The sequence below is a fragment of the Sphingomonas sp. MMS24-J45 genome (assembly GCF_044881195.1).
Classification (GTDB): domain Bacteria; phylum Pseudomonadota; class Alphaproteobacteria; order Sphingomonadales; family Sphingomonadaceae; genus Sphingomonas.
Genome location: NZ_CP173255.1, coordinates 2,966,171 through 2,990,094, shown reverse-complemented (window position 1 = coordinate 2,990,094; position 23,924 = coordinate 2,966,171). Strand labels below are relative to the sequence as shown.

Below are 23,924 nucleotides of genomic sequence, written 5' to 3'. Positions count from 1 at the left end.
TAGAGGCTGTCAAACCGTTCATATTCAAACGCCGTTCAGCAACCATGCGTATCTACGGTACGGTTGCTGCCAGTTGGTAGACGAGAGGAAACGATCCACGTGCGCTACGCCTACGCTATTACCGCCGCTTTGTTGTTGAGCGGCACCGCCGCCGCCCTTTCCATGCCCGCCGTCGGGGGCGCGCAGACCGCGCAGAACGAACCGACCGTGATGGCCGCGACCGCGCCTAAGCCCGGCGCGCCGATGAGCTTCGCCGATCTCGTGTCGAAGCTGCAACCGGCGGTCGTCAACATCTCGACCAGCCAGCGCATCACGCAGCAGGCCCAGCCAAACCCGTTTGCCGGTACGCCGTTCGAGGGCATGTTCGGGCAACAGCAGGGCCAGGGCAATGGCGGGCCGATCACGCGTGAGGCGACGTCGCTCGGTTCGGGCTTCATCATCTCGCCCGACGGCTATGTCGTTACCAACAACCACGTCGTCGCACCTGCCGCTGGCGTGAAGGGCGCGACCGTCGACTCGATCACCGTGACGCTGGTCGATCGCAAGGAATATGTCGCAAAGCTGATCGGGCGCGATCCGACTTCCGATCTGGCGCTGCTCAAGATCGATGCGAAGAACCTGCCCTTCGTGAAGTTCGGCGATTCCGAGGCCGCGCGCGTAGGTGATTGGGTCGTCGCGATCGGCAATCCGTTCGGGCTGGGCGGCACCGTGACCGCCGGTATCGTGTCCTCGCTGCACCGTGTGACCGGTGGCGGCGCCTATGACCGCTTCATCCAGACCGACGCGGCGATCAACCAGGGCAATTCCGGCGGCCCGATGTTCGATCTGTCGGGCAACGTGATCGGCATCAATTCGCAAATCCTGGGCAGCCAGGGCGGCGGCAGCATCGGCATCGGCTTCGCAATTCCGGCGACCGACGCGAAGCCAGTCATCGAGAAGCTGATGAAGGGCACCACGATCGCGCGGGGTTATCTCGGCGTCGGCGTTCAGCCACTCAGCGACGATCTCGCCGCCTCGTTCGGCCTGCCGAAAAACCAGGGCGAGTTGATCGGTCGGATTGAACCGGGCCAGGCCGCAGACAAGGCTGGCTTGAAGGCCGGCGACATCGTGCTCCGCGTCAATGGCAGGCCGGTCAATCCCGACCAGTCGCTTAGCTATCTCGTCGCAAACGTCTCGCCGGGTTCGCGCATCCCGCTCGACATCGTGCGGCAAGGTCGTCCGCTGACGATCAGCGCCGTGATCGGCACGCGGCCGCCCGAGGATCAGCTCGCAGCGCTCGCGAGCCCGGATGACAATGGCGACATGAGCGACGATGGCGACACGCCTTCGGTCGGACAGCCCGCCGCCAATTCGCTCGGCGTGACGGTGCAAACGCTGACGCCGCAAATCGCACGCAACTTCAACGTCGACTCCTCGGTGCAAGGCGTCGTGATCGCCAATGTCGATCCCTCGAGCGATGCCGGGTCGAAGGGCCTGAAGCGCGGCGACGTGATCGTGTCGGTCAATGGCGTGCCGGTCACTACGCCCGCAGCGGTCGGCGCGGCGGTGACGCAGGCGAAGGCGGCGGGCCGCGCGCAAGTCGCGCTGCAGATCGTGCGTGGTCGCAATCCGGCCTATTTCATTGGCGTCAAGCTGAAGAAGTAAGCCTATCCCCTCCCCCGCGCCCGCGTGGGGGAGGGATTTTTCTGTTTCTACGCTTCCGATTTCGCGCGATAGATCGTGACAGCGATCTTCCCGGGGGCGACATGACCGACACGACGAGCATCTTCATTGGCGCAGGCCCCGGCGGCGCGAACCCGCAGCGTCTGGAACTCAAGCGCGCCAACCGCCACGGCCTGATCGCGGGCGCGACTGGCACCGGCAAGACCGTGACCGTCCAGGGCATCATCGAGGGCTTTTCCGCAGCCGGTGTGCCGTGCTTCGTCGCGGACGTGAAAGGCGACCTTTCCGGTCTCGCAATGGCCGGCTCTCCCACCGCCAAGAACCACGAAATCTTCGCCGCGCGCGCAAAGGAAGTCGGCGATGAGGCGTGGGCCTATGCCGATACGCCGGTGCAATTCTGGGACCTGTATGGCGAACAGGGCCACCCGATCCGGACCACCATTTCCGAGATGGGCCCGCTGCTCCTATCGCGGCTGCTGGACCTGAACGAGGTGCAGGAAGGCGTGCTGACGATCGCCTTCCACGTCGCCGACAAGGACGGGCTGCTGCTGCTCGACCTCGACGATTTGCAGGCGATGCTGGCCGATTGCGCGGCGCGGGCGGACGAACTTACCGTCACGTACGGCAATGTCTCGAAGCAATCGATCGGCACGATCCAGCGCGCCTTGCTCCAGCTGCGTTCCCAGGGCGGCGAGCATTTCTTCGGCGAACCCGCGCTCGACCTGGACGATTTCATCGGCGTGGACGACAAGGGCCGCGGCATCGTCAACGTGCTCGCCGCCGATAAATTGATGGCCTCGCCAAAGCTTTACGCGACGTTCCTGCTGTGGTTGATGAGCGAATTGTTCGAAAACCTCCCCGAGGTGGGCGACCCTGACAAGCCCAAGCTGTGCTTCTTCTTCGACGAGGCGCATCTGCTGTTCGACAATGCGCCCAAGGGGCTGCTCGAGAAGATCGAGCAAGTCGTACGCCTGATCCGGTCCAAGGGCGTCGGCATCTATTTCATCACGCAGAACCCGATCGACATTCCCGATACCGTCGCCGGGCAGCTCGGCAACCGCGTGCAGCACGCTTTGCGGGCGTTCACCCCACGCGATCAGGCTGCGGTGAAGTCAGCGGCGACCACGTTCCGCGCGAACCCCGGCGTCAATGTCGAAACCGCGATCACCGAATTGAAGGTCGGCGAGGCGCTCGTATCGCTGCTGCTGCCCGACGGTTCACCCTCTCCGGTAGAGCGCACCCTGATCGCCCCGCCTTGCTCGCGCGTCGGGCCCGTGACGCCAGTCGAGCGCGGGGTGATGATCCAGACCGACCCGATCGGTAGCAAATATGACACGCTGATCGACCGCCAGTCAGCCGAAGAAATCCTCGCGGGCAAAGCGAACGAGGCGAAAGCCGCCGCCGCCGAAGCCGCCGCGAAGACCGAAGCCGACAAAGCCGCGGCCGCGCAAGCCAAGGCCGACGCCGTGGCCGCCAAGGAAGCCGAGCGCGCCCGCATCGCCGAACAGCGTGAAGCCGAGCGTCAGGCGAAACTCGCCGAACGCCAGGCCGCCGCGGAGGCCAAGGCGGCGGCCAACTCGCCCTGGAACCGCGCGATCACCTCGGCGACGCGTTCGGCCTCCTCGGCGGTGGGGCGTCAGGTCGCGAATGAAGTGTCGAAGGCGGTGTTCGGATCGTCACGCGGGGCGGGCGCGGGGATCATCGGCGGGCTGGTGCGCGGTGTGCTGGGCGGGTTGTTCAAGGGGCGGTAGGCGCGATCGAAGCGCACTCTTTTTGGGTGCCACCCCTTGTAGGCTCCACCCCGGCGAAGGCCGGGGCCCAGTTGCGCAGGTAGAAGTGACCGAGAGCAGCGCTCCCTTACTTCAGTTTCGAAACTGGGCCCCGGCCCTTCGCCGGGGTGGAGTGAGGACGGGGCTTAGGCGATCACCCCCGCCGCTGCCAGCGTATCGAGCTCGTCCCCGGACAACCCCAACGCCTCCATCAGCGCAGCCCGCGTATCCACCCCGGCCCTAGGCGGCGCAATCCGATACTCTGCGGGTGTAGCCGACAGCTTAGCCGGAAAGCCCATCACGCGCATCGCCGTGCCGTCCGCGCGCGCCATATCCTGCACCGTCTCGCGGTGCGCGACATGCGGATCGCCGAGGATCTCCGGCACCCCCTGCACCTTCCCGGCCGGGAGCTTCGCCGCCTCCATCGCCGCGATCAGATCATCCGCGCGCCACGCCGCCACCGCAGGCGCGATGTGCGCGTGAAGCGCCGCGCGGTTTGCACTCCGCAACGCGACGCTGGCGAAGCGCTCCTCCGCCGCCACCTCGGCTAACCCGAGAATGCTCATAAAATCGCGAAATTGCCGGTCATTGCCCAGCGCGACGACGATCCCGCCATCCACGCAGGCATAATCGCGATACGGCACGATGTTCGGGTGATCATTGCCCAGCCGCTTGGGCACCGCGCCCCCGTTCAGATAATTCGATGCCTGGTTCGACATCATCGCAAGCTGCGTATCGAGCAAGGCGCAGTCGATATGCTGCCCCTCCCCGGTCGCATCGCGGTGGCGCAAAGCAGCGAGGATCGCGACGGTGGCATAGGTGCCGGTGAACAAATCGACGATCGGCACGCCGACCTTCATCGGCGCGCCATCGGCGTTGCCGGTGACGCTCATCAACCCGCCCATCGCCTGGATCAGGAAATCGTACCCGCCTTTTTGCGCGTACGGCCCGTGCTGCCCGAAGCCGGTGACCGAGCAATAGACGAGGCGCGGGTTGATCGCGGCGAGGCTCGCATAATCGAGCCCGTATTTGGCGAGCCCGCCGACGCGAAAATTCTCGACCACGACATCGCTCTGCGCGGCAAGGCGACGGATCAGATCGGCACCGGCAGGCTGCGCGAGATCGATCGCGAGCGAGCGCTTGTTGCGATTGGCGCAGAGGAAATAGGCGGAATCGCCTGAATCATCGGCCAAAACCGGAGGACCCCAGCGGCGCGTGTCGTCGCCCTGCCCCGGCTGCTCGATCTTGAGCACCTCGGCCCCCAAATCCCCCAGCATCTGCGTCGCCCAGGGTCCGGCGAGCACGCGCGACAGATCGAGCACCTTGATGCCGGATAGCGCGCCCGTCATTTTAAGCCGCGTCCGCCGCCGTCAGCCGCACCAGCACCGCGCCCTCACTGACTTGCCCGCCCTCGACGGCGGAGAGTTCGGCCACGGTCCCGTCGAATGGGGCGGTCAGGCTGTGTTCCATCTTCATCGCTTCGAGCGTGACGAGCTTCTGGCCCTTGGTTACGGCGTCGCCTTCTGAGACTTCGACGGCAATGATGCGACCGGGCATAGGAGAGAGGATCGCGCCGTCGGCGGCGGCTCCAACGGCATTAGCTTCATAACGGGTCTTAATCTGAAGGGCCTCGCCCTCATCGAAAACAACAAAACCGTCCGACGTAGTCTCCGTGGAGACGAAGCGCTCGCGCCAGTCATCAGGCAGCGTCCGCTCGCAAACCTCCCCTCCCGTTGAAAACGCGACATGCAGACGCTCAGGCGCATTCATCCGGAGACCTGGAACATGTCGCCAAACGTCTACCGGCCCTATTTGACGCTCAATCCGCAACTCGTAATTCGTCGTGTTGTAGGTCGTCCCGCTATTAGTGATCGACCGCAGCACCATCGCGGTGGCGGCATCGTCGAGCATTGACTGCGAAAGCCGCAGCGAGCTTGTTAACTCAGTCTCATGCGCAGCGATGAAACCTGTCGTTACCGACCCCGCTTGGAACTCAGGATGGAGCAAGGTGCGTCGCAGGAATGCCGCATTGGTCCTGACCGGAGAAATCTCGATGCTACCGCAGACCTGGGCCAAGTCGAGGATCGCGTCATGCCGCGCGTCCGAGTGAACCACGATCTTGGCGATCATCGGATCATAAAACGGAGACACGGCGTCATCTTCTTGAACACCATTCTCGATCCGCACCGAGATTCCGGGAGGTTCAGGTAAGACCAGATGGTCCAGCCGCCCCGTGCTGGGCAAAAACCCTTTCGCAGGATCCTCCGCATACAGCCGAGCCTCCATCGCCCAGCCGTTGATGCTCAGTTCCTCCTGCCGCTTCGGCAGCACCTCCCCGCTCGCGACGCGCAACTGCCATTCGACCAGATCGACCCCGGTAATTTCCTCGGTCACCGGATGTTCGACCTGCAGCCGCGTATTCATTTCCATGAACCAGATGCGGTCGGCGCGGAGCCCCTCGCTGGCATCGGCGATGAATTCGATCGTGCCCGCGCCGACATAATCGACCGCCTTGGCGGCCCTCACCGCCGCCGCGCAGATCGCCTCGCGGGTGGCGGCGTCCATCCCCGGCGCGGGGGCTTCCTCGATCACTTTCTGGTGCCGGCGCTGGAGTGAGCAATCGCGTTCGAACAGATGGACGACGTTGCCGTGGGTGTCGCCGAACACCTGCACCTCGATGTGGCGCGGCGAGAGGATGTATTTCTCGATCAACACGTCGGTGTTGCCGAACGAGGAGGCCGCCTCGCGCTGACAGGAGATGAGCGCATCGGCGAAATCGGCGGGTGCATCGACCCGCCGCATCCCCTTGCCGCCGCCGCCCGCGACCGCCTTGATCAGCACCGGATAGCCCACCGCCGCCGCTTCGGCCGCGAGCCGTTCGGGGGACTGATCCGCGCCGAGATACCCCGGCGTCACCGGCACCCCCGCCGCGATCATCCGCTCCTTCGCGGCATCCTTCAGCCCCATCGCGCGGATGCTGTCGGGGTTCGGTCCGACCCAGATAATCCCGGCGTCGATCACGGATGCCGCGAAATCGGCATTTTCGGAGAGGAAGCCGTAGCCCGGATGGATCGCCTCCGCACCCGTTGCCTTGGCGGCGGCGATGATCTTCTCGCCGACCAGATAGCTTTCGCGCGCGGGCGAGGGCCCGATATGCACCGCCTCGTCCGCCTGGCGCACGTGCAGCGCCTTCGCATCGGCATCGGAATAGACCGCGATCGTGCGAATCCCCATCGCGCGCGCGGTGCGCATGATGCGGCAGGCAATCTCGCCGCGATTGGCGATCAGGAGCGAGCGGATCGGCTTCATATCAGTCATCTTTTCTGCCTAACGCGAAACGGAGCGGGCGCAATCGGGCATCATTGCTTGCCTGCCATCATCACCGACAGATCAGTGATCGCGCGTTCGGGGTGGCGCGGCCGCACGTTGCGATAGGATTCGAAGATCAGCTTCATGTCGGCGGCGTAATCGCCCGTCGGCATGATCGCGCGACCGAGTCCGCCCGTCTTCTCCTCATAATCCATCATGCCGCACACGATCGGCACGCCCGCCGCGACCGCGATGTGGTAGAAGCCGGTGCGCCACTGCTGCACCGCGCCGCGTGTGCCCTCCGGCGCGATCGTCAGCATGAATTCCTTGCGGCGGGCGAATTCGGCGGCCATCGCCTCGACATAATTGCCGCCGCCCGCGCGGTCGACCGAGACGCCGCCCATGTCGGTCATGAAGCGCTTGAGCGGCCAGCGGAACAGGCTGCGCTTGGCCATGAAGTGCGCCTTGATCCCGAGCCCGTCGATGACGCCGAGATAGTTGATGAAATCCCAGTTCGACGTGTGCGGCACCGCGATGATGACGCAGCGCCGGTCGGCCGGGGGCGCCCCCACGATCGTCCAGCCGCGCGAGCGGAAATACCACAGCAAGATCCGTCGTAGCACGCGCGACATCAGCGCAGGTGGCGGATCGTCATAGCCCGCGCCTGTTTCCTCCGTCCCGCCCCCGCGTCGCATCGTTCAGCCCTCACACCCCGTCGTGCGGCTGGAATAAGTGACGCCCGCGATCTTCCAGGCGCCGCCCTCGCGGATCAGATCGAAATGGTCATAGCCGCAATTGGCGATCTTGCCCCCGACGCGCACGGTGAAGGGCGCCCACACCATCGCGACATCGCCGTCGATTTCGATCGCCGGGCTGGTGATGCGCTCACTGAACGCCCCTGCCGGGGTGAGTTTCGTCGCAAAATCGGCGAAGGTGATGCGGCGGACGACCGCCTTGCCGTCCGGCCCCGCGGACACCGCAATCGCCCGCCCGGCGGGGTCGACATGGCGCAACATCGCCTGTCCGTCGCCTGCCTCGAACGCGGCGAACACGGCGTCGATCGGAGCAAGCACGGCCGCCTCTTCGCTGGCAGGGGGCGGCAGGCCGGTGCCCTTGGGCATCGGTTGCATGGGGGTGATCTGGGCGAGGAGCGCTAGGATCAGGGGCATGGTCGGGGCCTTTCAATTCCTCGCCGAGCTTGTCTCGGGGAGGGGGCAGGGTGCAGCGCTGACGAAGGGGCATTCTTGCCTCACATCCGGAACACCCCGAACTGCGGCTGCTCCGGAATCGGCGCGTTCAGCGTCGCGGCGAATGCCAGGCCCAGCACATCGCGGGTTTGTGCCGGGTCGATGATGCCGTCGTCCCACAACCGCGCGGTCGCGTACCAGGGGTTGCCTTCATCCTCATATTTCTGGCGGATCGGCGCCTTGAAGGCTTCGGCCTGTTCGTCGCTCCACGAGTCCGCATCACGGTGCACCGTCGCCAGCACGCTCGCCGCCTGTTCGCCGCCCATCACTGAGATCCGGCTGTTGGGCCAAGAGAACAGGAACCGCGGCGAATAGGCCCGCCCGCACATGCCATAATTGCCCGCACCAAAGCTGCCGCCAATCAGCACGGTGATCTTGGGCACGCTCGCCGTCGCCACCGCCGTCACGAGCTTCGCGCCATGCTTGGCGATCCCCTCCGCCTCATACCGGCCCCCGACCATGAAGCCCGAGATGTTCTGCAGGAACAGCAACGGAATACGCCGCTGGCACGCGAGTTCGATGAAATGCGCGCCCTTCTGCGCGCTTTCGCTGAACAGCACGCCGTTATTGGCAAGGATCGCGACCGGAATGCCCCAGATATGCGCGAAACCGCACACCAGCGACGTGCCGTACAGCGCCTTGAACTCGTGGAATTCCGACCCGTCGACCAGCCGCGCAATGATCTCGTGCACATCATACGGCGCGCGCACGTCGCTCGGCACCACGCCGTACAAGTCCTCGGCGTCGAATTTCGGCGGGCGCGGCTCCTTCACATTCACCGCCGCCTGCACCTGCGCTGGCAAGGTCGAGACGATATCCCGCACGATCGTCAGCGCATGTTCGTCATTCTCGGCGACATGATCGACCACGCCGGATTTGCGCCCATGCGTGTCCGCACCGCCCAGTTCCTCGGCCGAGATCACCTCGCCCGTCGCCGCCTTCACCAACGGTGGGCCAGCGAGGAAGATCGTACCCTGTCCGCGCACGATGATCGTCTCGTCCGACATGGCGGGCACATAGGCACCACCGGCGGTGCACGACCCCATCACGCAGGCGATCTGCGGGATGCCCTTGGCGCTCATGTTCGCCTGATTGAAGAAAATCCGCCCGAAATGATCGCGGTCGGGGAAAACCTCGGCCTGATGCGGCAAATTCGCCCCGCCGGAATCGACCAGATAGATGCACGGCAAATGGTTCGCCTCGGCAATCTCCTGCGCGCGGAGATGCTTCTTCACCGTCAGCGGATAATAGGTCCCGCCTTTGACGGTCGCATCGTTGCACACGATCATGCACTGGCGACCCGAGACGCGCCCGATCCCGGCGATGACGCCTGCGCCCGGCACCTCATCGTCATACAGACCGTTGGCGACCAACTGGCCGATCTCCAGAAACGGCGAACCCGGATCGAGCAACCGCTCGACGCGCTCGCGCGGAAGGAGTTTGCCGCGCGCAGTGTGGCGCTCGCGGCTTTTTTCGTTGCCGCCGAGCGCGGCCTGCGCGACATCGGCACGCAGCCGCTCGACAAGCGCGCGATTGTGCGCGGCGTTGACGCGGAAGGTCTCGCTCTCGGGCGAGAGCGCGGTGGTGAGGACAGGCGCAGTCATGCCGCCCCGATCAGTTCGCGCCCGATCAGCATCCGGCGGATTTCGTTGGTCCCAGCGCCGATGTCGAGCAGCTTGGCGTCGCGATAGTAACGCTCGACCGGCCAGTCCTTGGTATAGCCCGCCCCACCGAGTGCCTGCACCGCCTCATTGGCCACGCGCACCGCATTCTCGCTCGCCAGCAAAATCGCGCCAGCCGCGTCGAAGCGCGTCGTCTTGCCCGCATCGCAGCTCTGCGCCACCGCATAGACGTACGCCCGCGCCGAGTTGAGCGCGACATACATGTCGGCGATCTTGCCCTGCATCAGCTGGAACGTGCCGATCGGCTTGCCGAACTGCTGCCGCTCCCGCACGTACGGCACCACCACGTCGAGGCACGCCTGCATGATGCCGATCTGAATGCCCGCCAGCACCGAGCGTTCGTAATCGAGCCCCGACATCAACACGCCGACGCCGCCATTGACTGGGCCCATGACGTTTTCCTCCGGCACCTCGCAATCGGTGAACACCAGCTCCGCCGTGGGCGAGCCGCGCATCCCCATCTTGTCGATCTTCTGCCCGATCGCAAAGCCCGGCATGTCCTTTTCGATCAGGAAGGTGGTGATCCCGCCGCTGCCCGTGCCGGTCTTGGCATAGACGACCAGCGTGTCGGCATAGGCTGCGTTGGTGATCCAGAATTTGGTGCCGTTGAGAACGTAACCGCCCTGCACCTTGTCGGCCTTCAGCTTCATGCCGACCACGTCCGACCCCGCACCGGATTCCGACATGGCGAGGCTGCCGACATGTTCGCCCGAGATCAGCTTGGGCAAATATTTCGCCTTCTGCTCGGCATTGCCCCAGCGCGCGATCTGATTGACGCACAAGTTGGAATGCGCGCCATAGCTGAGGCCCACCGAGGCCGACGCGCGCGACACCTCCTCACAAGCAATGACGTGTTCGAGATACCCGAGGCCCAGCCCGCCATCCGCCTCCGGCACGGTGATGCCGTGCAGCCCGAGCGCGCCCATTTCGGGCCACAGGCTTTGCGGAAACCAGTCCTCGGCATCCACCTTCGCCGCGATCGGCGCGATCCTGTCGGTGGCGAAACGCTGCGTCGTCCCCCGAATCATGTCGGCGGTTTCGCCCAGCGCAAAGTCCATTTCGGCGATCATCACACTCTCCAACGCGCCCTTGGTACGGGCCTTTCGCCCCCGATAGCGCGTGTCGCGGCAAAGCGTAAGAGCACGATCGGGCACGTTGACGAGGCGCCGTCGAATGTGGCAAGCGGCCCAAATCGCGGGTGTAGCTCAATGGTAGAGCTTTTGCTTCCCAAGCAAGTGACGAGGGTTCGATTCCCTTCACCCGCTCCAGCTTTCGCCAAGATTTAGCTCCACTAAATCGCGATCAGCGGAAGCTCGGTCGGCCTCGCCAACGCGAGGACCGACGACGTGGCTTCGCCACGGCGCCCTCCCCGAACTGCCGCCCCCTAAAACCGCTTCTTCGGCTGCGGCACGCCGCTTACCCAGAAGATGCCGCCAGGTTGCAACTCGATCACATAGCGGCCCTGGTCGTCGCATTCCGCGTCCCAGATCGCCTTGCCAACGGTCGGCGTGCGTTTCTTCATCTGCACGATCTTCTGGCAGGTAAAGCCGCCGTCCTGGATCGCGCGGAACATCGTCGTCTGCTGCAAAGCGGGCGGCAGCGCGTCGATCTTCGCTTCCATCGGGTTGGGCGGACCATCCGTCTTGGGCGGCGGGCCGTTCGTGATCGTGCTGCCATCGCACGCCGTCAGCATCAGCGCGGCGATCCCGGCGATCAAAATGCGTGTCATGGTCCTGCTCCTGCGCTTCAAATGCCGCCCGCAATGACGGGTCGGCCAATCTCTTCCAACGCGCGAGTGAGATCGGCGATGCACGTGTCGGCAAGCGCAGCGTCGGTCGCGCGCACGACGAAGTTCGCGCCGACGCGGCCTTCGCGGAAGAAGGGGTAGCTGCCGATCGAGACGCCTTCATGGCTCTTTTCGGCATTGCGCAGCAGATCGGCGACCTCGCTCTCCGCCACCCAGCAGCCGATCGTGCGCGAGAGCACCGGCAGCCCGCCCTCCAGCGTACCGGTCAGCGCGTCGAGCATTCCTGCGGTAATATGCGGCACCCCCGCCATGATGAAGATGTTGCCGACGCGAATCCCCGGCGCGCCCGACATGCGGTTCTCGATCAGATCGGAGCCTTCGGGCACGCGCGCCATACGCTTGCGCGGCTCGGTCAGGCCGCCGCGCGATGCGTAGTACGAGTTCGAGCACCTCCAGCGCCTTGGGGTGGAACACCACCGGCACCCCCAGCGCCTCGGCAATCGCATCGACGGTGATGTCGTCATGCGTCGGGCCGATCCCGCCCGTCGTGAACAGATAGTCGTTGCGCGCGCGCAGGATGTTGACCGCCTCGACGATCGCATCGGTCTTGTCCGCCACCACGCGGACTTCGGCCAGGCGGATGCCCTGCACGTTCAGCCAGGTCGCGATTTGCGCGATATTCTTGTCCTGCGTGCGGCCGGAGAGGATTTCGTCGCCGATTACCGCCAGTGCGGCCGTCCAGATGCGTGTGGTCATGCCGCATTCCATAGACCGCCCTCGCCCCCTCGCAAACCGCAAAGCGCTGCGCTATATGCCCGGAATGACCGAATATGTGACCGTAACCGCCGATGCGCCTTCGGGCCGGACTGGCGCGATCAAACTCCACGGCGCCGATGCCTTTGCCGGGATGCGCGCCGCCGGGCGGCTGGCGGCGGAGACGCTCGACATGGTCGTGCCGCACATGGTGCCCGGCGTGACCACCGGCGAGATCGACGATCTGGTGCGCCGCTTCATCGCGGACCGCGGCGGCATCCCTGCGACGCTCGGCTATCGCGGTTATACGCATTCCAGCTGCATTTCGATCAATCACGTCGTCTGCCACGGCATCCCCAGCGACAAGACGTTGAAGAGCGGTGACATCGTCAACGTCGACGTGACCCCGATCCTCGATGGCTGGCACGGCGACAGCAGCCGGATGTATCTGATCGGCGACGTCCCGATCAAGGCGAAGCGGCTGGTCGAGGTGACGTACGAATGCCTCATGCTCGGCATCGAGCAGGCCAAGCCGGGCAAGCATCTCGGCGATGTCGGTTATGCGATTCAGCGTCATGCCGAAAAGCACCGCTACGGCGTGGTGCGCGATTTCTGCGGGCACGGCCTGGGGCAGCTCTTCCACGACGCGCCCGAAGTGGTCCATGTCGGCAAGCCCGGCACCGGTCCGGAATTGAAGCCCGGCATGATCTTCACGATCGAACCGATGATCAACATCGGCCGCCCAGACGTAAAACTGCTCGACGACGGCTGGACGGCGGTTACGCGTGACCGCTCGCTGTCGGCGCAGTTCGAACATTCGATCGGCATCACCGAGGATGGCTGCGAGATTTTCACGCTCAGCCCCGGCGGGTTCGACAAGCCGCCGTATTGATCCCGCCGCCCAAGGATTTAGCGAAAGCTAAATCCGCTCGGTCAAGGCGCGATCGGCCGGCGCGGCTTTGCCGCGACGCTGCGCCACTCCCAATCAATCGCTGGACCTAACCGCCCGCGCTATTTTCCGGCCATCGCCGAACCCGATCGGGCGAGCAAACCGACACTCACCCAAAAACCAATCACCGGGCTGATCGAGATACCGATCAACGGCACCGGAAACTCTCCAAGCACGGGCGCAACCGCCGTGACGAACATGTAGAGCCCGACAGCCACCGCAGCCGGGTCCCCGGAACGTCCACGCGCCACCAACGGCGCGGCGCACGCGATCGCCAGCGCGGCAACGGCGCCAACCGCAACGATCGGCGCGCGATGCCAGGCGAGCGCAACGATGCCTTCCACCTCGAGCACGCCGGGGAGCGGGTCAGGACGGAACCAGGAGATCGCTGCGAGCATTAGCAGAGCCGCCACGATCGCAATGCGCTCACCCCTCTTTTCCGCCCAGACCAGCGACGCCGCCGCGAGCGCAAAGCCGGTCGCCTGCGACACGTCGGGTTGCGCGACCAGGATCAGCATCACCAAGACCATCACCACGGGAGCCCATCGCTCCCCGCGCAGCATCACCAGCAATAGCGGCATCGTCGCCGCCGCGACGTTGATCCGCACCGGCCCCAACACGATCCAGCGGTGGACGCCCTGCAGGCCAGCATCAATAAGGGATGCGATCAGCAGCAGCAGGATGATGCCGCTCGCCATCAGGGCGGCGCGTTCACTGCCAAACCGACGTGTCCGCGCGAGACCAAGCGCGATCGCAAGCCCGACCGTCCAGGCACCGATCATGCGGGCGCATATAGCGATCGCCATCCCGGATTCGCTGGCGGTCCAGCACCCGGCCAGGATGGCAACGAGCGATGCAACACCGAACAAGGGGATGAGGGAGACGCGAAAGACGGGCATCGCTGCGCCATCGAATATCCGCTGTCCGCCTGCAAGACCTGCCGCAAAATCGGGCACATGCCCATCATCTGCCCGATGGTTGAGCGCGACCGCGGCTGCAGATCTGCGCTTGGTGACACGTTCCGCCCCTCGCGCGGCTGGCACGGTTGTTGTAAGGTGCCTCGACAGCATGGGAGTTGCGCACGCGTGAAAAAGATCGAGGCGATCATCAAGCCGTTCAAGCTGGATGAAGTGAAGGAAGCGCTGCACGAAGTCGGGGTGAGCGGCATCACCGTGACCGAGGCGAAAGGCTTTGGGCGCCAGAAGGGCCACACCGAGCTGTACCGCGGTGCCGAATATGTCGTCGATTTTCTGCCCAAGGTGAAATTGGAAGTCGTGGTCGAGGATTCGATGGCCGAAAAGGTGGTCGAGGCGATCGCCACCGCTGCGCAGACCGGCCGTATCGGCGACGGCAAGATTTTCGTTATCCCCGTGGAAACCGCACTGCGCATCCGCACCGGCGAACGCGACGAAGACGCAATTTAACCGCCCTGCCCGTTTGACGCAGTGCAACAAACTGTGACAGCTAGGGCCTCCGGGTGAAACGTGATTCCCGATACCGTCGGGCTGATGATCGATAACGAAAGGGCGTGGGGACTATGGCTGACAAACCGAACACGGCGAGCGACGTGCTCAAGATGATCAAGGACCAGGAGATCGAGTGGGTCGATCTGCGGTTCACCGATCCCAAGGGCAAGTGGCAGCATCTGACGATGGTCGCCGGCGTCGTCGGCGAGGACGAGCTGACCGACGGCTTCATGTTCGACGGTTCCTCGATCGAGGGCTGGAAGGCGATCAACGAATCCGACATGATCCTGAAGCCGGATCTGGACGCGGTGTGGACCGATCCGTTCTCGGCAACGCCGATGCTGATCCTGGTGTGCGACATCGTCGAACCCTCGACCGGCGAGCTCTACGCCCGCGATCCGCGCTCGACCGCCAAGCGCGCCGAGGCGTATCTGAAGACGACCGGCATCGGCGACACCGTCTATATCGGGCCGGAAGCCGAATTCTTCATGTTCGACAACGTGCAGTTCGAGAACAGCTATTCGACCAGCTATTACAAGATCGACGATATCGAGCTGCCGACCAACACCGGCACCAGCTATGACGGCGGCAACCTGGGCCACCGTCCACGCGCCAAGGGCGGTTACTTCCCCGTCGCACCGGTCGACAGCGCGGTCGATATCCGTGGCGAGATGGTCTCGACCATGCTCGAAATGGGCCTGCCGTGCGACAAGCATCACCACGAAGTCGCCGCCGCGCAGCACGAGCTCGGCCTCACCTTCGGCACGATGACGCTGACCGCCGACCGGATGCAGATCTACAAATACGTCTGCCACAATGTCGCGCAGGCGTATGGCAAGACCGTCACCTTCATGCCCAAGCCGATCAAGGAAGATAACGGCTCGGGGATGCACACCCATCTCTCGATCTGGGACAAGGGCCAGCCTTTGTTCGCGGGCAATGGCTATGCCGGTCTGTCGGACACCTGCCTCTACTTCATCGGCGGCATCATCAAGCACGCCAAGGCGGTGAACGCCTTCACCAACCCGACCACCAACAGCTACAAGCGGCTGGTCCCGGGCTATGAGGCACCCGTGCTGCTCGCTTACTCGGCGCGCAACCGCTCGGCTTCGTGCCGCATTCCGTACGGCACCGGCCCGAAGGCGAAGCGCGTCGAAGTGCGCTTCCCCGACGCGATGGCCAACCCGTATCTCTGCTACGCGGCGCTGTTCATGGCCGGCCTCGACGGCATCCAGAACCGCATCCACCCGGGTGAGGCGATGGACAAGAACCTCTACGACCTGCCGCCCGCAGAACTGGCGCAGGTGCCGACGGTGTGCGGTTCGCTCCGCGAGGCGCTGGATGCGCTGGCGGCCGATCACGACTTCCTGCTGAAGGGCGACGTGTTCTCGAAGGACCAGATCGAGTCGTATATCGAACTGAAGATGCACGACGTCGCACGGTGGGAAATGACGCCGAGCCCGGTCGAGTTCGATATGTACTACAGCTACTGAGGCCGCCGGGCCGGCGGCCGGTGGGGACAAGGCGAAGCCAAAGTCCCCACAGGAGCTGTCGGTCGGCCTCGCCACAGCGAGGACCGACGACGTGGCTTTGCCACGGCGCTGATACAGAACGAGCGTCCGGAGCGACCCGGGCGCCATTCTTTTGGGTGTCAGCTCTCGCCCAATCTCGGTCGTTCCATTGATCGGCGCGTCGTCCCGAAACCGGCCGTTCAAGCGCTACTTCGACATTCCCATTTCTCCATGCCCAACCACCCATTTTGGGAAAGTGCAATTGGGAACGGGTTTAAGGAAAGGGGTCGCATTGGTGGCAGCGAGGGGAGCGATCCCGTCGCTGCCATCTCGCCCAGCCTTCCTTTTCGGGAAAACCCAGATGGCAGCAACGCCCCTAGCGGACGATATCAACTTTTTGGAAATAGACGCACTCTAGTGGCGAGGGATGCCCAAGTTAATCGTCTTTCTGATCATAGCGTCTTTCGCGACGAGTTGTGCCGCTGCGGAGAGTGATGGTCGTTTCAGACCGACTAACGGATTAGGACCATTATGGGTGCTGACCGTAGTTAGCTTGGTCGGCTTTCTTATCCCAGACACTGCTTCTAAGTGGGTCATGATCGATGATCGCAAGACGTTCCGGCTTGCTACCGGCGCACTACTGATCGTCGGTGCAATTGGGCTTTCAGATTACTACTTTAATCTAAACATCGTCGAAATCATAGCCAGATAGAATAACGTCCTTTTCCCCACCAGATCAGGTCATTCCCGAAAATTGATCGAAACTGGGAAAGTCGGCGCGTCCGGCACCTAGCGAGAATGGCACTCTCATGCTTGGCGATCAACATCAGCTTTCTACGGCCCCGGCCATTCCTGAAATTCGATCCCTTTAGGCAAAGGCCGGCGGACTTGGGATGGCAGCTAACGGCTATCGACGTGCCGAAAGCTGCCTGTCGCCTAACCACCCCAAACCGACATAGCTGTCCTACAGCACCGCGATCTGCCAAGCTGGCGCCAGCTCTTTCACATCGTTGTTGCCGTTATCCGCTGGACGCGCCGCAAAGACACGGCGTCCTGCGTTCCAAACTAGTAACCGCGCGTTCGATGCGTTTATCCCTAACCTTCGCCTAACCTTCCGATCAACGACGACCGGCACACCCCGCCGATGGTCCGACCTTTGCGACGTTGGACACGCCCCCCAACCTGCACAAAACGCACCCACGATTGCGTCCGTTCAGCGATGTTCCGTCCTCGCAACGAGCCTAAATTCCCCGTCGCGGTCAACACCGCGCCACGCCGCAGGAACGCGGCATAAACGGGGTTTCCATGCTCACCTTCACCCTCATCCCAGTCGCGGTAGTCACCGTGATTGCCCTCTCCCTCGCGCTCAAATCGTTCGGCATCAATCAGGAGTACGAACGCGGCGTCGTGTTCCGGCTCGGTCGCCTGCAAGCCACCAAAGGCCCCGGCTGGTTCTGGCTGATCCCGCTGATCGAGCGCGTCGTGAAGGTCGATATCCGCACCATCACCTACGCGCTCGACACGCAAGAGACAGTCACGCGCGATGGCGTCGCGGTGCGCGTCAATGCGGTGCTGTGGTTCCGCGCGTTCGATGCGGCCGGCGTCGTCACCACCGTCGCCAATTGGCAGTCGGCGATCGTCCAGGCGGCGGAAACCGCGATGCGCGATGCGATCGGCCAAAGCGATCTCGACCAGATGCTGAAGGACCGCACCGCGATCAACAAACGGCTCTACGAAATCCTGTCATCGACCTGCATCCGCTGGGGCGTGGAATTCGACGCGGTCGAGATCAAAGACCTCGACATCCCGGCGCAAATGCAGCGTGCGATCGCACGCGAGGCCGAGGCGATCCGCGAGAAGCGCGCCCGCATCATCAAGGCCGAGGGCGAGCAGGAAGCCGCCTCGAAGCTGACCGACGCCGCCAAGGTCATCGCCGAGGTGCCCGGCGCGCTCGAACTACGCCGCCTGCAGACGCTGACCGAAATCGGGGTCGAGCATAATTCGACGATCATCGCGATGTTCCCGACCGAAATCCTGGAGGCGGCGAAGCGGATCGCCGGGCCGGTGGGGGCGTAAAGGATCCGCCCGCGCATTTCGGGCGCGCCTATCCGCCGTTCGGGCTGAGCTTGTCGAAGCCCTGCTTGCCTCGATCCACAACGGCCGTGGCAGGCAGCCCTTCGACAGGCCCAGGCAGCACGGGGATTAATCCGGGATAGATTCCCCCGCCCCGCGTTGCCCGCTTCGAACCCCTCGGAGTCCCGCCCATGTCGCTCACCGCCATCGCCCTGAATTGCTCGCTGAAAGCGGAGGGCGAATCCTCGACCGACGTGATGATCGGCCTTCTGAAGGACGCCCTCGCCGACCGCGACGTGCAGCTCACCGAGACGACCCGCATCGCCGCGCATGACGTCAAGCCCGGCGTTTCCTCGGACGAGGGGGGCGGCGACGCCTGGCCCGAAATTCGCGCGAAAATCCTCGCCGCCGACATCCTCGTGTTCGGCGGTCCGGTGTGGATGGGCCAGATCGGCAGCGTGGCGAAGCGCGTACTCGAACGGATGGACGCGTTCCTCTCGGAAACCGATGATCAGGGCCGTATGCCGAGCTTCGGCAAGGTCGCGGTCGCGGCGATCGTCGGCAATGAGGACGGCGCGCATTTCTCGACTGCCCAGCTGTTCCAGTCGCTCAACGACACGGGCTGGACGATCCCGGCGGCGGGCGCGGTCTATTGGGTCGGCGAGGCGTACGGCAAGATCGACTTCAAGGATCTGGAGGAGACGCCGGAGACGGTGGTCGAAACGGTCAAGATGGTCGCAGGCAACGCCGCGCATCTCGCAGGACTCCTGAAGGGCGCGCCCTATCCCGGGTGACCCCGTTCAGGCGTGCTCCTGCGCCTCGACGATCGGCGCGCGGCTTGGGCGCACCGCGACGATCAGCACGCCGATCAAGGCCAGCACCGCGCCCGCGATCATCCGCAAATCGAGCCGGTCGCCGGTGATCAGCACACCCAGCCCGATCGTGGTCAGCGGCGTCATCAGCGTCAGCGGCGCGAGCAGCGTTGCCTCATAGCGCGCTATCAGCCCGTAATAGAGCGTGTGCGCGCACACCGACACGATCAGCGCGGAGAAGAGCAGCGACGCGACGAACGGCCACCCCGCAGCCACCGATGCCGTCCACTGGTCGTGTTCAAACAGCGCCGAGGCAAGGCTGAGCGGCACCACCGCGGTCAGCCCGACCCACGCCTGGAAGCGCAACGGTGCGACATGCTCCATCTGCTTCATCAGAATCGCGCCGAGCGACCCGGCAAACGCGGCGCTCAGCACCAGCAGCAGCCCCGCCGACACCGCAAAGCCCGGCCGCCACACCACCAACAACACCCCGGCGAGCGTCAGCGTGATGCCGACCCCGCGCCGCCAGTGGATCCGCTCACCCAGAATCAGGATCGACAGCAAGGTGGTGATCGGCACGCCCGCCTGCAGCACGACTGCGGCGCTCGATGGCGATGCCGTCTGCAACCCCAGGAACAGCAACGCGAAATTCCCACCCCCCATCAACGCCCCGACCAGCACGATCCGCCACGCCGGGCGCGGCATCGGCCACAGCCACGGCAGCGTCGCCGCCAGCACGATCGCAAAGCGCGCCGCGGCGAAGAACAACGGCGGCACATGCCACGCGCCGACCACGACCTTGCTCAGCACGTTGCTGAAACCCCAGGTCAGGCACACGAACACGAGCAGCAGGAAATCACGGAAGCGCATGATGAAGTCTCTGCGGGAGGGACGGCGGCTTGGCTAGGGGGCAAGCATCGGCGTGTTCAGTGCGCCTTGCTTTGCATCGTCGAAAAACCGCGATACCGTTTCCTGGTGACGATCCTGCTCTTCCTCGCCGCCGTGCCTGCCGAGCCGGTCTCTACGCCACCCGAGGACACCGCCAAAATTGAAGTGCCGTTCGCGAGTTTGCCCAATGTCACGATCACTTATTATGACGTGACGGGCCGTGATGCTGCTTCGGTGCGGCGGTCGATCGACGCGATGCGCCCGAGCGATCCCAATGACAAAAGGCCCGTCGACGGGCTGAGCAACATTCAGTTTCGCTGGCGCTGGCGGAGCGATGCAAAGGGCGTCTGCACCGCGTCACCCGACGATGTCACCTTCAGCGCGACGGTCACCGTTCCGCGACTGGTCGGCGACCGCATCTCGGCTGACCTGCGAAGGCGCTTCGACCGATACCTGCAATCGTTACTTGCGCATGAGGATGGGCATGTCCGCTACGCCTGGATTCATCGGGATGAGATCGCGACCGCCATCAATACTGCAAGCTGTGCGACCGCGAACGCGGCGGCCCAGGCTGCTTTGCAGAAGATCAATGCCTACAACATCGCCTTTGACAAAACGACCCGCCACGGAGCAACGACGATCTTGCCGCTGGAATAACGGCACATTTCGCTAAGTATCGTAGCGATCCGTCCTCAAACCGAAAGCACCGTCGCCCCGCGCGTCTCCCCCGCCTCCAGCGCGCGATGCGCCTCGGCGACATCCTCCAGCGCGAAGGTCTGCCCGATCTCCGGCACGATCGCGCCCTTGCGCAGCATGTCGAACAGCCGCGCCGTGCCCGCCGCGCGTTCCTCTGGGGTGGCGTAGTAATGGAACAGCGTGGGCCGCGTCACGAACAGCGATCCCTTGATCGCCAGCACGCCGAGGGTGAGTCCCGTCACCGCCCCGCCGGCATTGCCATAGCTGACGATCAGCCCGCGCGGGGCAGCACTCGCCAGCGAGATATCCCAGGTCGCCTGGCCGATCCCGTCGAAGATGACCGGCACCCCCGCCCCGCCCGTGATCTCGCGCACGCGGGCGGCAACATCCTCTTCCTTGTGCAGGATCACATGATCCGCCCCCGCCGCCTTGGCCTGCGCCGCTTTGTCCGCGTTGCCCACTGTGCCAATCACCGTCGCACCGATCGCTTTCAACCAGCCGACGAGCAAATGCCCGACCCCGCCCGCCGCGGCGTGGACCAGCACCGTCTGCCCCGACTCCACCCGTGCGCAGCGTTCGACCAGAAATTCGGTGGTGCAGCCCTTCAGCAACAGCGCAGCGGCGACGGAATCATCGACATCACCGGGCAGCGGCAGCAACGAAGCCGCCGCAACATTCCGCGCCGTCGCATAAGCCCCGAGCGCCGGACCGAACGTACCGACCCGGTCGCCGACCGCAATCCCGCTGACGCCCGCGCCCAGCGCCTCGACCACGCCAACCGCCTCGGTGCCCAACCCACTCGGCAGTTTCAGCGGGTAGAGGCCGCTGCGGTGATAGGTGTCGATATAGTTGAGCCCGACCGCGGTGTGCCGCATCCGCACCTCGCCCGGGCCGGGCTCGGGCAGCGTCACATCGACCCACTGGATCACCTCCGGCCCGCCGGTCCGCTCGATCCTAACTGCGCGCACCATCGCTTCGTCTCCATGACCTGTCGCCGCATCCTAGCGGCCATGCGTTTCGCCTTGCAACCGATCTCGCCGCGCGCCATCTAGCGCGTCGCGTACCGAAACTTCGAAACCAGGAGAGCCGCGATGAAAAGCTACCTCAACCACTTTATCGATGGCGCCTGGGTGGCAAGCGAAGGCGGCACGCGGCATCAGGTGATCGACCCTTCGACCGAACAGCCGGTCAGCGAGATCACGCTCGGGTCGAAGGCCGATGTCGACAAGGCGGTCGCCGCCGCCCGCCGCGCGTTCGAAAGCTATTCGCAGACCAGCGTCGAGGATCGCATCGCTTTGCTCGAGCGCATCATCGCCGAATACAAGGCGCGGATTCCTGATCTCGCCGCCGCGACCAGCGAGGAAATGGGTGCGCCGATCGGCTTCGCCACCGCGGCACAGGCCCCCGCCGGGCTCGGCCATTTCATGAGCACGCTCGCCGCGCTGAAGGACTTCCAGTTCGAGGAACGCGTCGGCAAGGCGCGCGTGGTGCACGAACCGCTTGGCGTGGTCGCGATGATCACCCCGTGGAACTGGCCGCTCAACCAGATTTGCGCGAAGGTCGCACCCGCGCTCGCGGCCGGCGACACGATGGTGCTGAAGCCCTCGGAAGAAGCACCGGGCTGCGCGATGATCCTCGCCGCAATCCTCGACAAGGCGGGCGTTCCGGCGGGCGTGTTCAACCTCGTCAACGGCGATGGCCCCGGCGTCGGTGCGTCGCTGTCGAGCCACCGCGACGTCGATATGGTCAGCTTCACCGGCTCGACCCGCGCAGGCATTGCGGTGGCACAGGCCGCCGCGGCCACAGTCAAGCGCGTCCATCAGGAACTGGGCGGCAAGGCTCCTAATCTGGTGCTGGAGGGGGCCGATCTTGCCGCTGTCCTGCCGCCGACGTTGCACGGCGTGCTGGCGAACAGCGGGCAAAGCTGCATCGCGCCGACCCGCCTGCTCGTCCACGAAAGCCAGGTGGCGCAAGCAACGGAGGTCGCCAAGTCGATCCTCGACGCGACCACCGTCGATGCGGCGAACGTGATGGGCGCGCACATCGGCCCGGTCGTCAACAAGGCGCAGTTCGAGAAGATCCAGGGCCTGATCCAATCCGCGATCGACGAGGGTGCGACGCTCGTCACCGGCGGCACCGGTCGCCCTGACGGTCGCAACGCGGGCTATTTCGTCAAGCCGACGCTGCTCGCCGACGTGACGCCCGACATGCGCATCTATCGCGAGGAAACCTTCGGCCCCGTCGCGACGATCACCACCTATCGCGACGGCGAAGAGGCGATCGCGATGGCGAACGACACCGAATACGGCCTGTCGGCGACGATCTCTGGTGATCCGGCGGCGGCGGCGAAGGTCGCACCGCGGCTGCGTGCCGGGATGGTCACGATCAACGCTTGGGCCGGCGGCGGCGGCGCGCCGTTCGGCGGCTACAAGCAATCGGGCAATGGGCGCGAGGGCGGCAAATACGGCCTGACCGACTTCATGGAAGTGAAGGCGATCATCGGCGAACCGGCCTGAGCGTGCACGTCCGCGTCGACCTGCTGATGCCCGTCGCGGGCAGTCCGTACGACGCGGTCGCCGCCGACCTTGCCGTGCCGTTCGTTACGGCATTCACCGGCGCGGGGGTGGCGCTCACCCCGCGTCCGTGGGACCTCGGCCCCGGCGACGCGGACGCGACGCTCGCGCTGTTCGCCTGGGGCTATCATTTCGACGTCGCGCGGTGGGAAGCACTGCTCGATGCTTGGCCAGCCGACCAGCCGCTGTTCAACCCTCCCGCGCTGCTGCGGTGGAACACACGGAAAACCTACCTTCAGGAACTCGCGACGGCGGGGGTGCCGATCGTGCCGAGCCACTTCGGCCGCGCCGACGACGCCAGCGTCGCCGCCGCGTTCGACGCCTTCGCCTGCGACGAACTGGTGGTGAAGCCGCAGGTCTCGGCGGGCAGCCACCACACGGTCCGCATTCGCCGCGGCGAGGCCGTGACCCCGCTCGGCGACGCCATCCTGCAACCCTTACTCCCCGCGATCGCCGAGGAAGGAGAACTCTCGCTCTTCGCGATCGGCGGCCGTTTCAGCCACGCCGCGCGGAAAGTGGCGACCGGCGGCGATTTCCGCATCCAGCCGCAATTCGGCGGGCGCTTCACCCGCTACGACCCGGATGCCGAGGCGATGGCGGTGTTCGACGCGGCGCTCGCCGCCCTCCCCCATGCCCCGCTCTACGCCCGCATCGACCTGCTCCGCCGCGCAGATGGCAGGCTCGCCCTGATCGAGGTCGAGGCGATCGAACCCGATCTCTACAGCGACCTCGCCCCCGACGCGCCCCACCGGCTGGCGACGGCGTTGTCGGAGGCACTGCGCTAACC

Annotated in this window: 20 protein-coding genes, 1 tRNA gene and 1 pseudogene; 11 read left to right on the top strand and 11 right to left on the bottom strand. The window is 64.9% G+C overall.

The window, feature by feature from the left end:
* The first annotated feature begins 99 nt into the window (after positions 1-99).
* Both AB5I39_RS14535 and AB5I39_RS14530 read left to right on the top strand, forming a co-directional pair.
* Positions 100-1,644, top strand: a complete 1,545-nt coding sequence (locus AB5I39_RS14535) for a Do family serine endopeptidase (RefSeq protein ID WP_404368321.1) — start codon at positions 100-102, stop codon at positions 1,642-1,644.
* Between the two features lie 101 nt (positions 1,645-1,745).
* A complete protein-coding gene (locus AB5I39_RS14530; protein ID WP_404368318.1) occupies positions 1,746-3,413 on the top strand; it encodes a helicase HerA-like domain-containing protein in 1,668 nt (555 codons plus the stop codon).
* A 164-nt stretch (positions 3,414-3,577) separates the two neighbouring features.
* Here AB5I39_RS14530 and AB5I39_RS14525 read toward each other — a convergent pair whose 3' ends face one another.
* From AB5I39_RS14525 to AB5I39_RS14500, 6 genes are all read right to left on the bottom strand, one after another.
* On the bottom strand, positions 3,578-4,780 hold the full coding sequence (locus tag AB5I39_RS14525) for a CaiB/BaiF CoA transferase family protein (protein ID WP_404368315.1): 1,203 nt from the start codon (positions 4,778-4,780) through the stop codon (positions 3,578-3,580).
* Position 4,781: 1 nt separating this feature from the next.
* On the bottom strand, positions 4,782-6,749 hold the full coding sequence (locus AB5I39_RS14520) for an acetyl/propionyl/methylcrotonyl-CoA carboxylase subunit alpha (RefSeq protein ID WP_404368312.1): 1,968 nt from the start codon (positions 6,747-6,749) through the stop codon (positions 4,782-4,784).
* Between the two features lie 41 nt (positions 6,750-6,790).
* Positions 6,791-7,435, bottom strand: a complete 645-nt coding sequence (locus AB5I39_RS14515) for a lysophospholipid acyltransferase family protein (protein ID WP_404368309.1) — start codon at positions 7,433-7,435, stop codon at positions 6,791-6,793.
* 3 nt (positions 7,436-7,438) lie between these two features.
* Complete coding sequence (locus AB5I39_RS14510; RefSeq protein ID WP_404368306.1) at positions 7,439-7,870, bottom strand: nuclear transport factor 2 family protein; 432 nt, start codon at positions 7,868-7,870, stop codon at positions 7,439-7,441.
* A gap of 119 nt (positions 7,871-7,989) precedes the next feature.
* Entirely contained in the window at positions 7,990-9,591 is a 1,602-nt protein-coding gene (locus AB5I39_RS14505) for a carboxyl transferase domain-containing protein (protein ID WP_404368303.1), read from the bottom strand.
* A complete protein-coding gene (locus AB5I39_RS14500; protein WP_404368301.1) occupies positions 9,588-10,739 on the bottom strand; it encodes an acyl-CoA dehydrogenase family protein in 1,152 nt (383 codons plus the stop codon). The genes AB5I39_RS14505 and AB5I39_RS14500 overlap by 4 nt, the downstream gene beginning before the upstream one ends.
* Positions 10,740-10,863: 124 nt before the next feature.
* On the opposite strand from AB5I39_RS14500, the gene AB5I39_RS14495 reads away from it, so the two are divergent.
* Positions 10,864-10,937 (top strand) — tRNA-Gly (locus AB5I39_RS14495).
* A gap of 116 nt (positions 10,938-11,053) precedes the next feature.
* On the opposite strand, the gene AB5I39_RS14490 is transcribed toward AB5I39_RS14495, so the two are convergent.
* Entirely contained in the window at positions 11,054-11,398 is a 345-nt protein-coding gene (locus tag AB5I39_RS14490) for a hypothetical protein (RefSeq protein ID WP_404368298.1), read from the bottom strand.
* A 17-nt stretch (positions 11,399-11,415) separates the two neighbouring features.
* Positions 11,416-12,172: pseudogene (locus tag AB5I39_RS14485) on the bottom strand (competence/damage-inducible protein A).
* A gap of 64 nt (positions 12,173-12,236) precedes the next feature.
* Here AB5I39_RS14485 and map point away from each other — a divergent pair.
* Positions 12,237-13,061 carry a type I methionyl aminopeptidase gene (gene map / locus AB5I39_RS14480; protein WP_404368296.1) on the top strand — a complete coding sequence of 275 codons (825 nt, stop codon included), beginning with the start codon at positions 12,237-12,239 and terminating at the stop codon, positions 13,059-13,061.
* 119 nt (positions 13,062-13,180) lie between these two features.
* Here the strand turns inward: map and AB5I39_RS14475 are convergent, their stop codons facing one another.
* Positions 13,181-14,017, bottom strand: coding sequence for a hypothetical protein (locus tag AB5I39_RS14475; protein WP_404368294.1), 837 nt, complete (start codon positions 14,015-14,017; stop codon positions 13,181-13,183).
* Positions 14,018-14,203: 186 nt separating this feature from the next.
* Here AB5I39_RS14475 and AB5I39_RS14470 point away from each other — a divergent pair, with 186 nt between their 5' ends.
* The 4 genes from AB5I39_RS14470 (at position 14,204) to AB5I39_RS14455 (ending at position 18,962) form a co-directional block, all read left to right on the top strand.
* Positions 14,204-14,542 carry a P-II family nitrogen regulator gene (locus AB5I39_RS14470; RefSeq protein WP_404368292.1) on the top strand — a complete coding sequence of 113 codons (339 nt, stop codon included), beginning with the start codon at positions 14,204-14,206 and terminating at the stop codon, positions 14,540-14,542.
* Positions 14,543-14,655: 113 nt separating this feature from the next.
* Positions 14,656-16,077, top strand: a complete 1,422-nt coding sequence (gene glnA, locus AB5I39_RS14465) for a type I glutamate--ammonia ligase (protein ID WP_404368290.1) — start codon at positions 14,656-14,658, stop codon at positions 16,075-16,077.
* 1,323 nt (positions 16,078-17,400) lie between these two features.
* Positions 17,401-18,171, top strand: a complete 771-nt coding sequence (locus AB5I39_RS14460; RefSeq protein WP_404368287.1) for an SPFH domain-containing protein — start codon at positions 17,401-17,403, stop codon at positions 18,169-18,171.
* A 188-nt stretch (positions 18,172-18,359) separates the two neighbouring features.
* Complete coding sequence (locus tag AB5I39_RS14455; RefSeq protein ID WP_404368285.1) at positions 18,360-18,962, top strand: flavodoxin family protein; 603 nt, start codon at positions 18,360-18,362, stop codon at positions 18,960-18,962.
* 6 nt (positions 18,963-18,968) lie between these two features.
* On the opposite strand, the gene AB5I39_RS14450 is transcribed toward AB5I39_RS14455, so the two are convergent.
* Positions 18,969-19,790, bottom strand: coding sequence for a DMT family transporter (locus AB5I39_RS14450; RefSeq protein WP_404368283.1), 822 nt, complete (start codon positions 19,788-19,790; stop codon positions 18,969-18,971).
* Between AB5I39_RS14450 and AB5I39_RS14445 the strand changes: the two genes are divergently transcribed.
* Positions 19,758-20,525, top strand: coding sequence for a DUF922 domain-containing protein (locus AB5I39_RS14445; RefSeq protein WP_404368280.1), 768 nt, complete (start codon positions 19,758-19,760; stop codon positions 20,523-20,525). The two genes, AB5I39_RS14450 and AB5I39_RS14445, sit on opposite strands and share 33 nt — an antisense overlap.
* A gap of 35 nt (positions 20,526-20,560) precedes the next feature.
* Here the strand turns inward: AB5I39_RS14445 and AB5I39_RS14440 are convergent, their stop codons facing one another.
* A complete protein-coding gene (locus AB5I39_RS14440; RefSeq protein WP_404368278.1) occupies positions 20,561-21,535 on the bottom strand; it encodes a quinone oxidoreductase family protein in 975 nt (324 codons plus the stop codon).
* Positions 21,536-21,655: 120 nt separating this feature from the next.
* On the opposite strand from AB5I39_RS14440, the gene AB5I39_RS14435 reads away from it, so the two are divergent.
* Positions 21,656-23,080 (top strand): aldehyde dehydrogenase family protein, encoded by a 1,425-nt coding sequence (locus AB5I39_RS14435; protein WP_404368275.1) that lies wholly within the window; start codon positions 21,656-21,658, stop codon positions 23,078-23,080.
* A 2-nt stretch (positions 23,081-23,082) separates the two neighbouring features.
* Positions 23,083-23,922 (top strand): RimK family alpha-L-glutamate ligase, encoded by an 840-nt coding sequence (locus tag AB5I39_RS14430; protein ID WP_404368272.1) that lies wholly within the window; start codon positions 23,083-23,085, stop codon positions 23,920-23,922.
* Positions 23,923-23,924: the final 2 nt, after the last annotated feature.

What these genes read in the sequence shown, in the direction of transcription:
- glnA (WP_404368290.1), top strand. Translation starts at nt 14,656, where the DNA reads ATGGCTGACAAACCGAACACGGCGAGCGACGTGCTCAAGATGATCAAG.
- AB5I39_RS14500 (WP_404368301.1), bottom strand. Translation starts at nt 10,739, where the DNA reads ATGATCGCCGAAATGGACTTTGCGCTGGGCGAAACCGCCGACATGATT.
- map (WP_404368296.1), top strand. Translation starts at nt 12,237, where the DNA reads ATGACCGAATATGTGACCGTAACCGCCGATGCGCCTTCGGGCCGGACT.
- AB5I39_RS14475 (WP_404368294.1), bottom strand. Translation starts at nt 14,017, where the DNA reads ATGCCCGTCTTTCGCGTCTCCCTCATCCCCTTGTTCGGTGTTGCATCG.
- AB5I39_RS14520 (WP_404368312.1), bottom strand. Translation starts at nt 6,749, where the DNA reads ATGACTGATATGAAGCCGATCCGCTCGCTCCTGATCGCCAATCGCGGC.
- AB5I39_RS14435 (WP_404368275.1), top strand. Translation starts at nt 21,656, where the DNA reads ATGAAAAGCTACCTCAACCACTTTATCGATGGCGCCTGGGTGGCAAGC.
- AB5I39_RS14515 (WP_404368309.1), bottom strand. Translation starts at nt 7,435, where the DNA reads ATGCGACGCGGGGGCGGGACGGAGGAAACAGGCGCGGGCTATGACGAT.
- AB5I39_RS14510 (WP_404368306.1), bottom strand. Translation starts at nt 7,870, where the DNA reads ATGCAACCGATGCCCAAGGGCACCGGCCTGCCGCCCCCTGCCAGCGAA.
- AB5I39_RS14505 (WP_404368303.1), bottom strand. Translation starts at nt 9,591, where the DNA reads ATGACTGCGCCTGTCCTCACCACCGCGCTCTCGCCCGAGAGCGAGACC.
- AB5I39_RS14440 (WP_404368278.1), bottom strand. Translation starts at nt 21,535, where the DNA reads ATGGTGCGCGCAGTTAGGATCGAGCGGACCGGCGGGCCGGAGGTGATC.
- AB5I39_RS14525 (WP_404368315.1), bottom strand. Translation starts at nt 4,780, where the DNA reads ATGACGGGCGCGCTATCCGGCATCAAGGTGCTCGATCTGTCGCGCGTG.
- AB5I39_RS14460 (WP_404368287.1), top strand. Translation starts at nt 17,401, where the DNA reads ATGCTCACCTTCACCCTCATCCCAGTCGCGGTAGTCACCGTGATTGCC.
- AB5I39_RS14455 (WP_404368285.1), top strand. Translation starts at nt 18,360, where the DNA reads ATGTCGCTCACCGCCATCGCCCTGAATTGCTCGCTGAAAGCGGAGGGC.
- AB5I39_RS14530 (WP_404368318.1), top strand. Translation starts at nt 1,746, where the DNA reads ATGACCGACACGACGAGCATCTTCATTGGCGCAGGCCCCGGCGGCGCG.
- AB5I39_RS14490 (WP_404368298.1), bottom strand. Translation starts at nt 11,398, where the DNA reads ATGACACGCATTTTGATCGCCGGGATCGCCGCGCTGATGCTGACGGCG.
- AB5I39_RS14445 (WP_404368280.1), top strand. Translation starts at nt 19,758, where the DNA reads ATGCCACGCGCCGACCACGACCTTGCTCAGCACGTTGCTGAAACCCCA.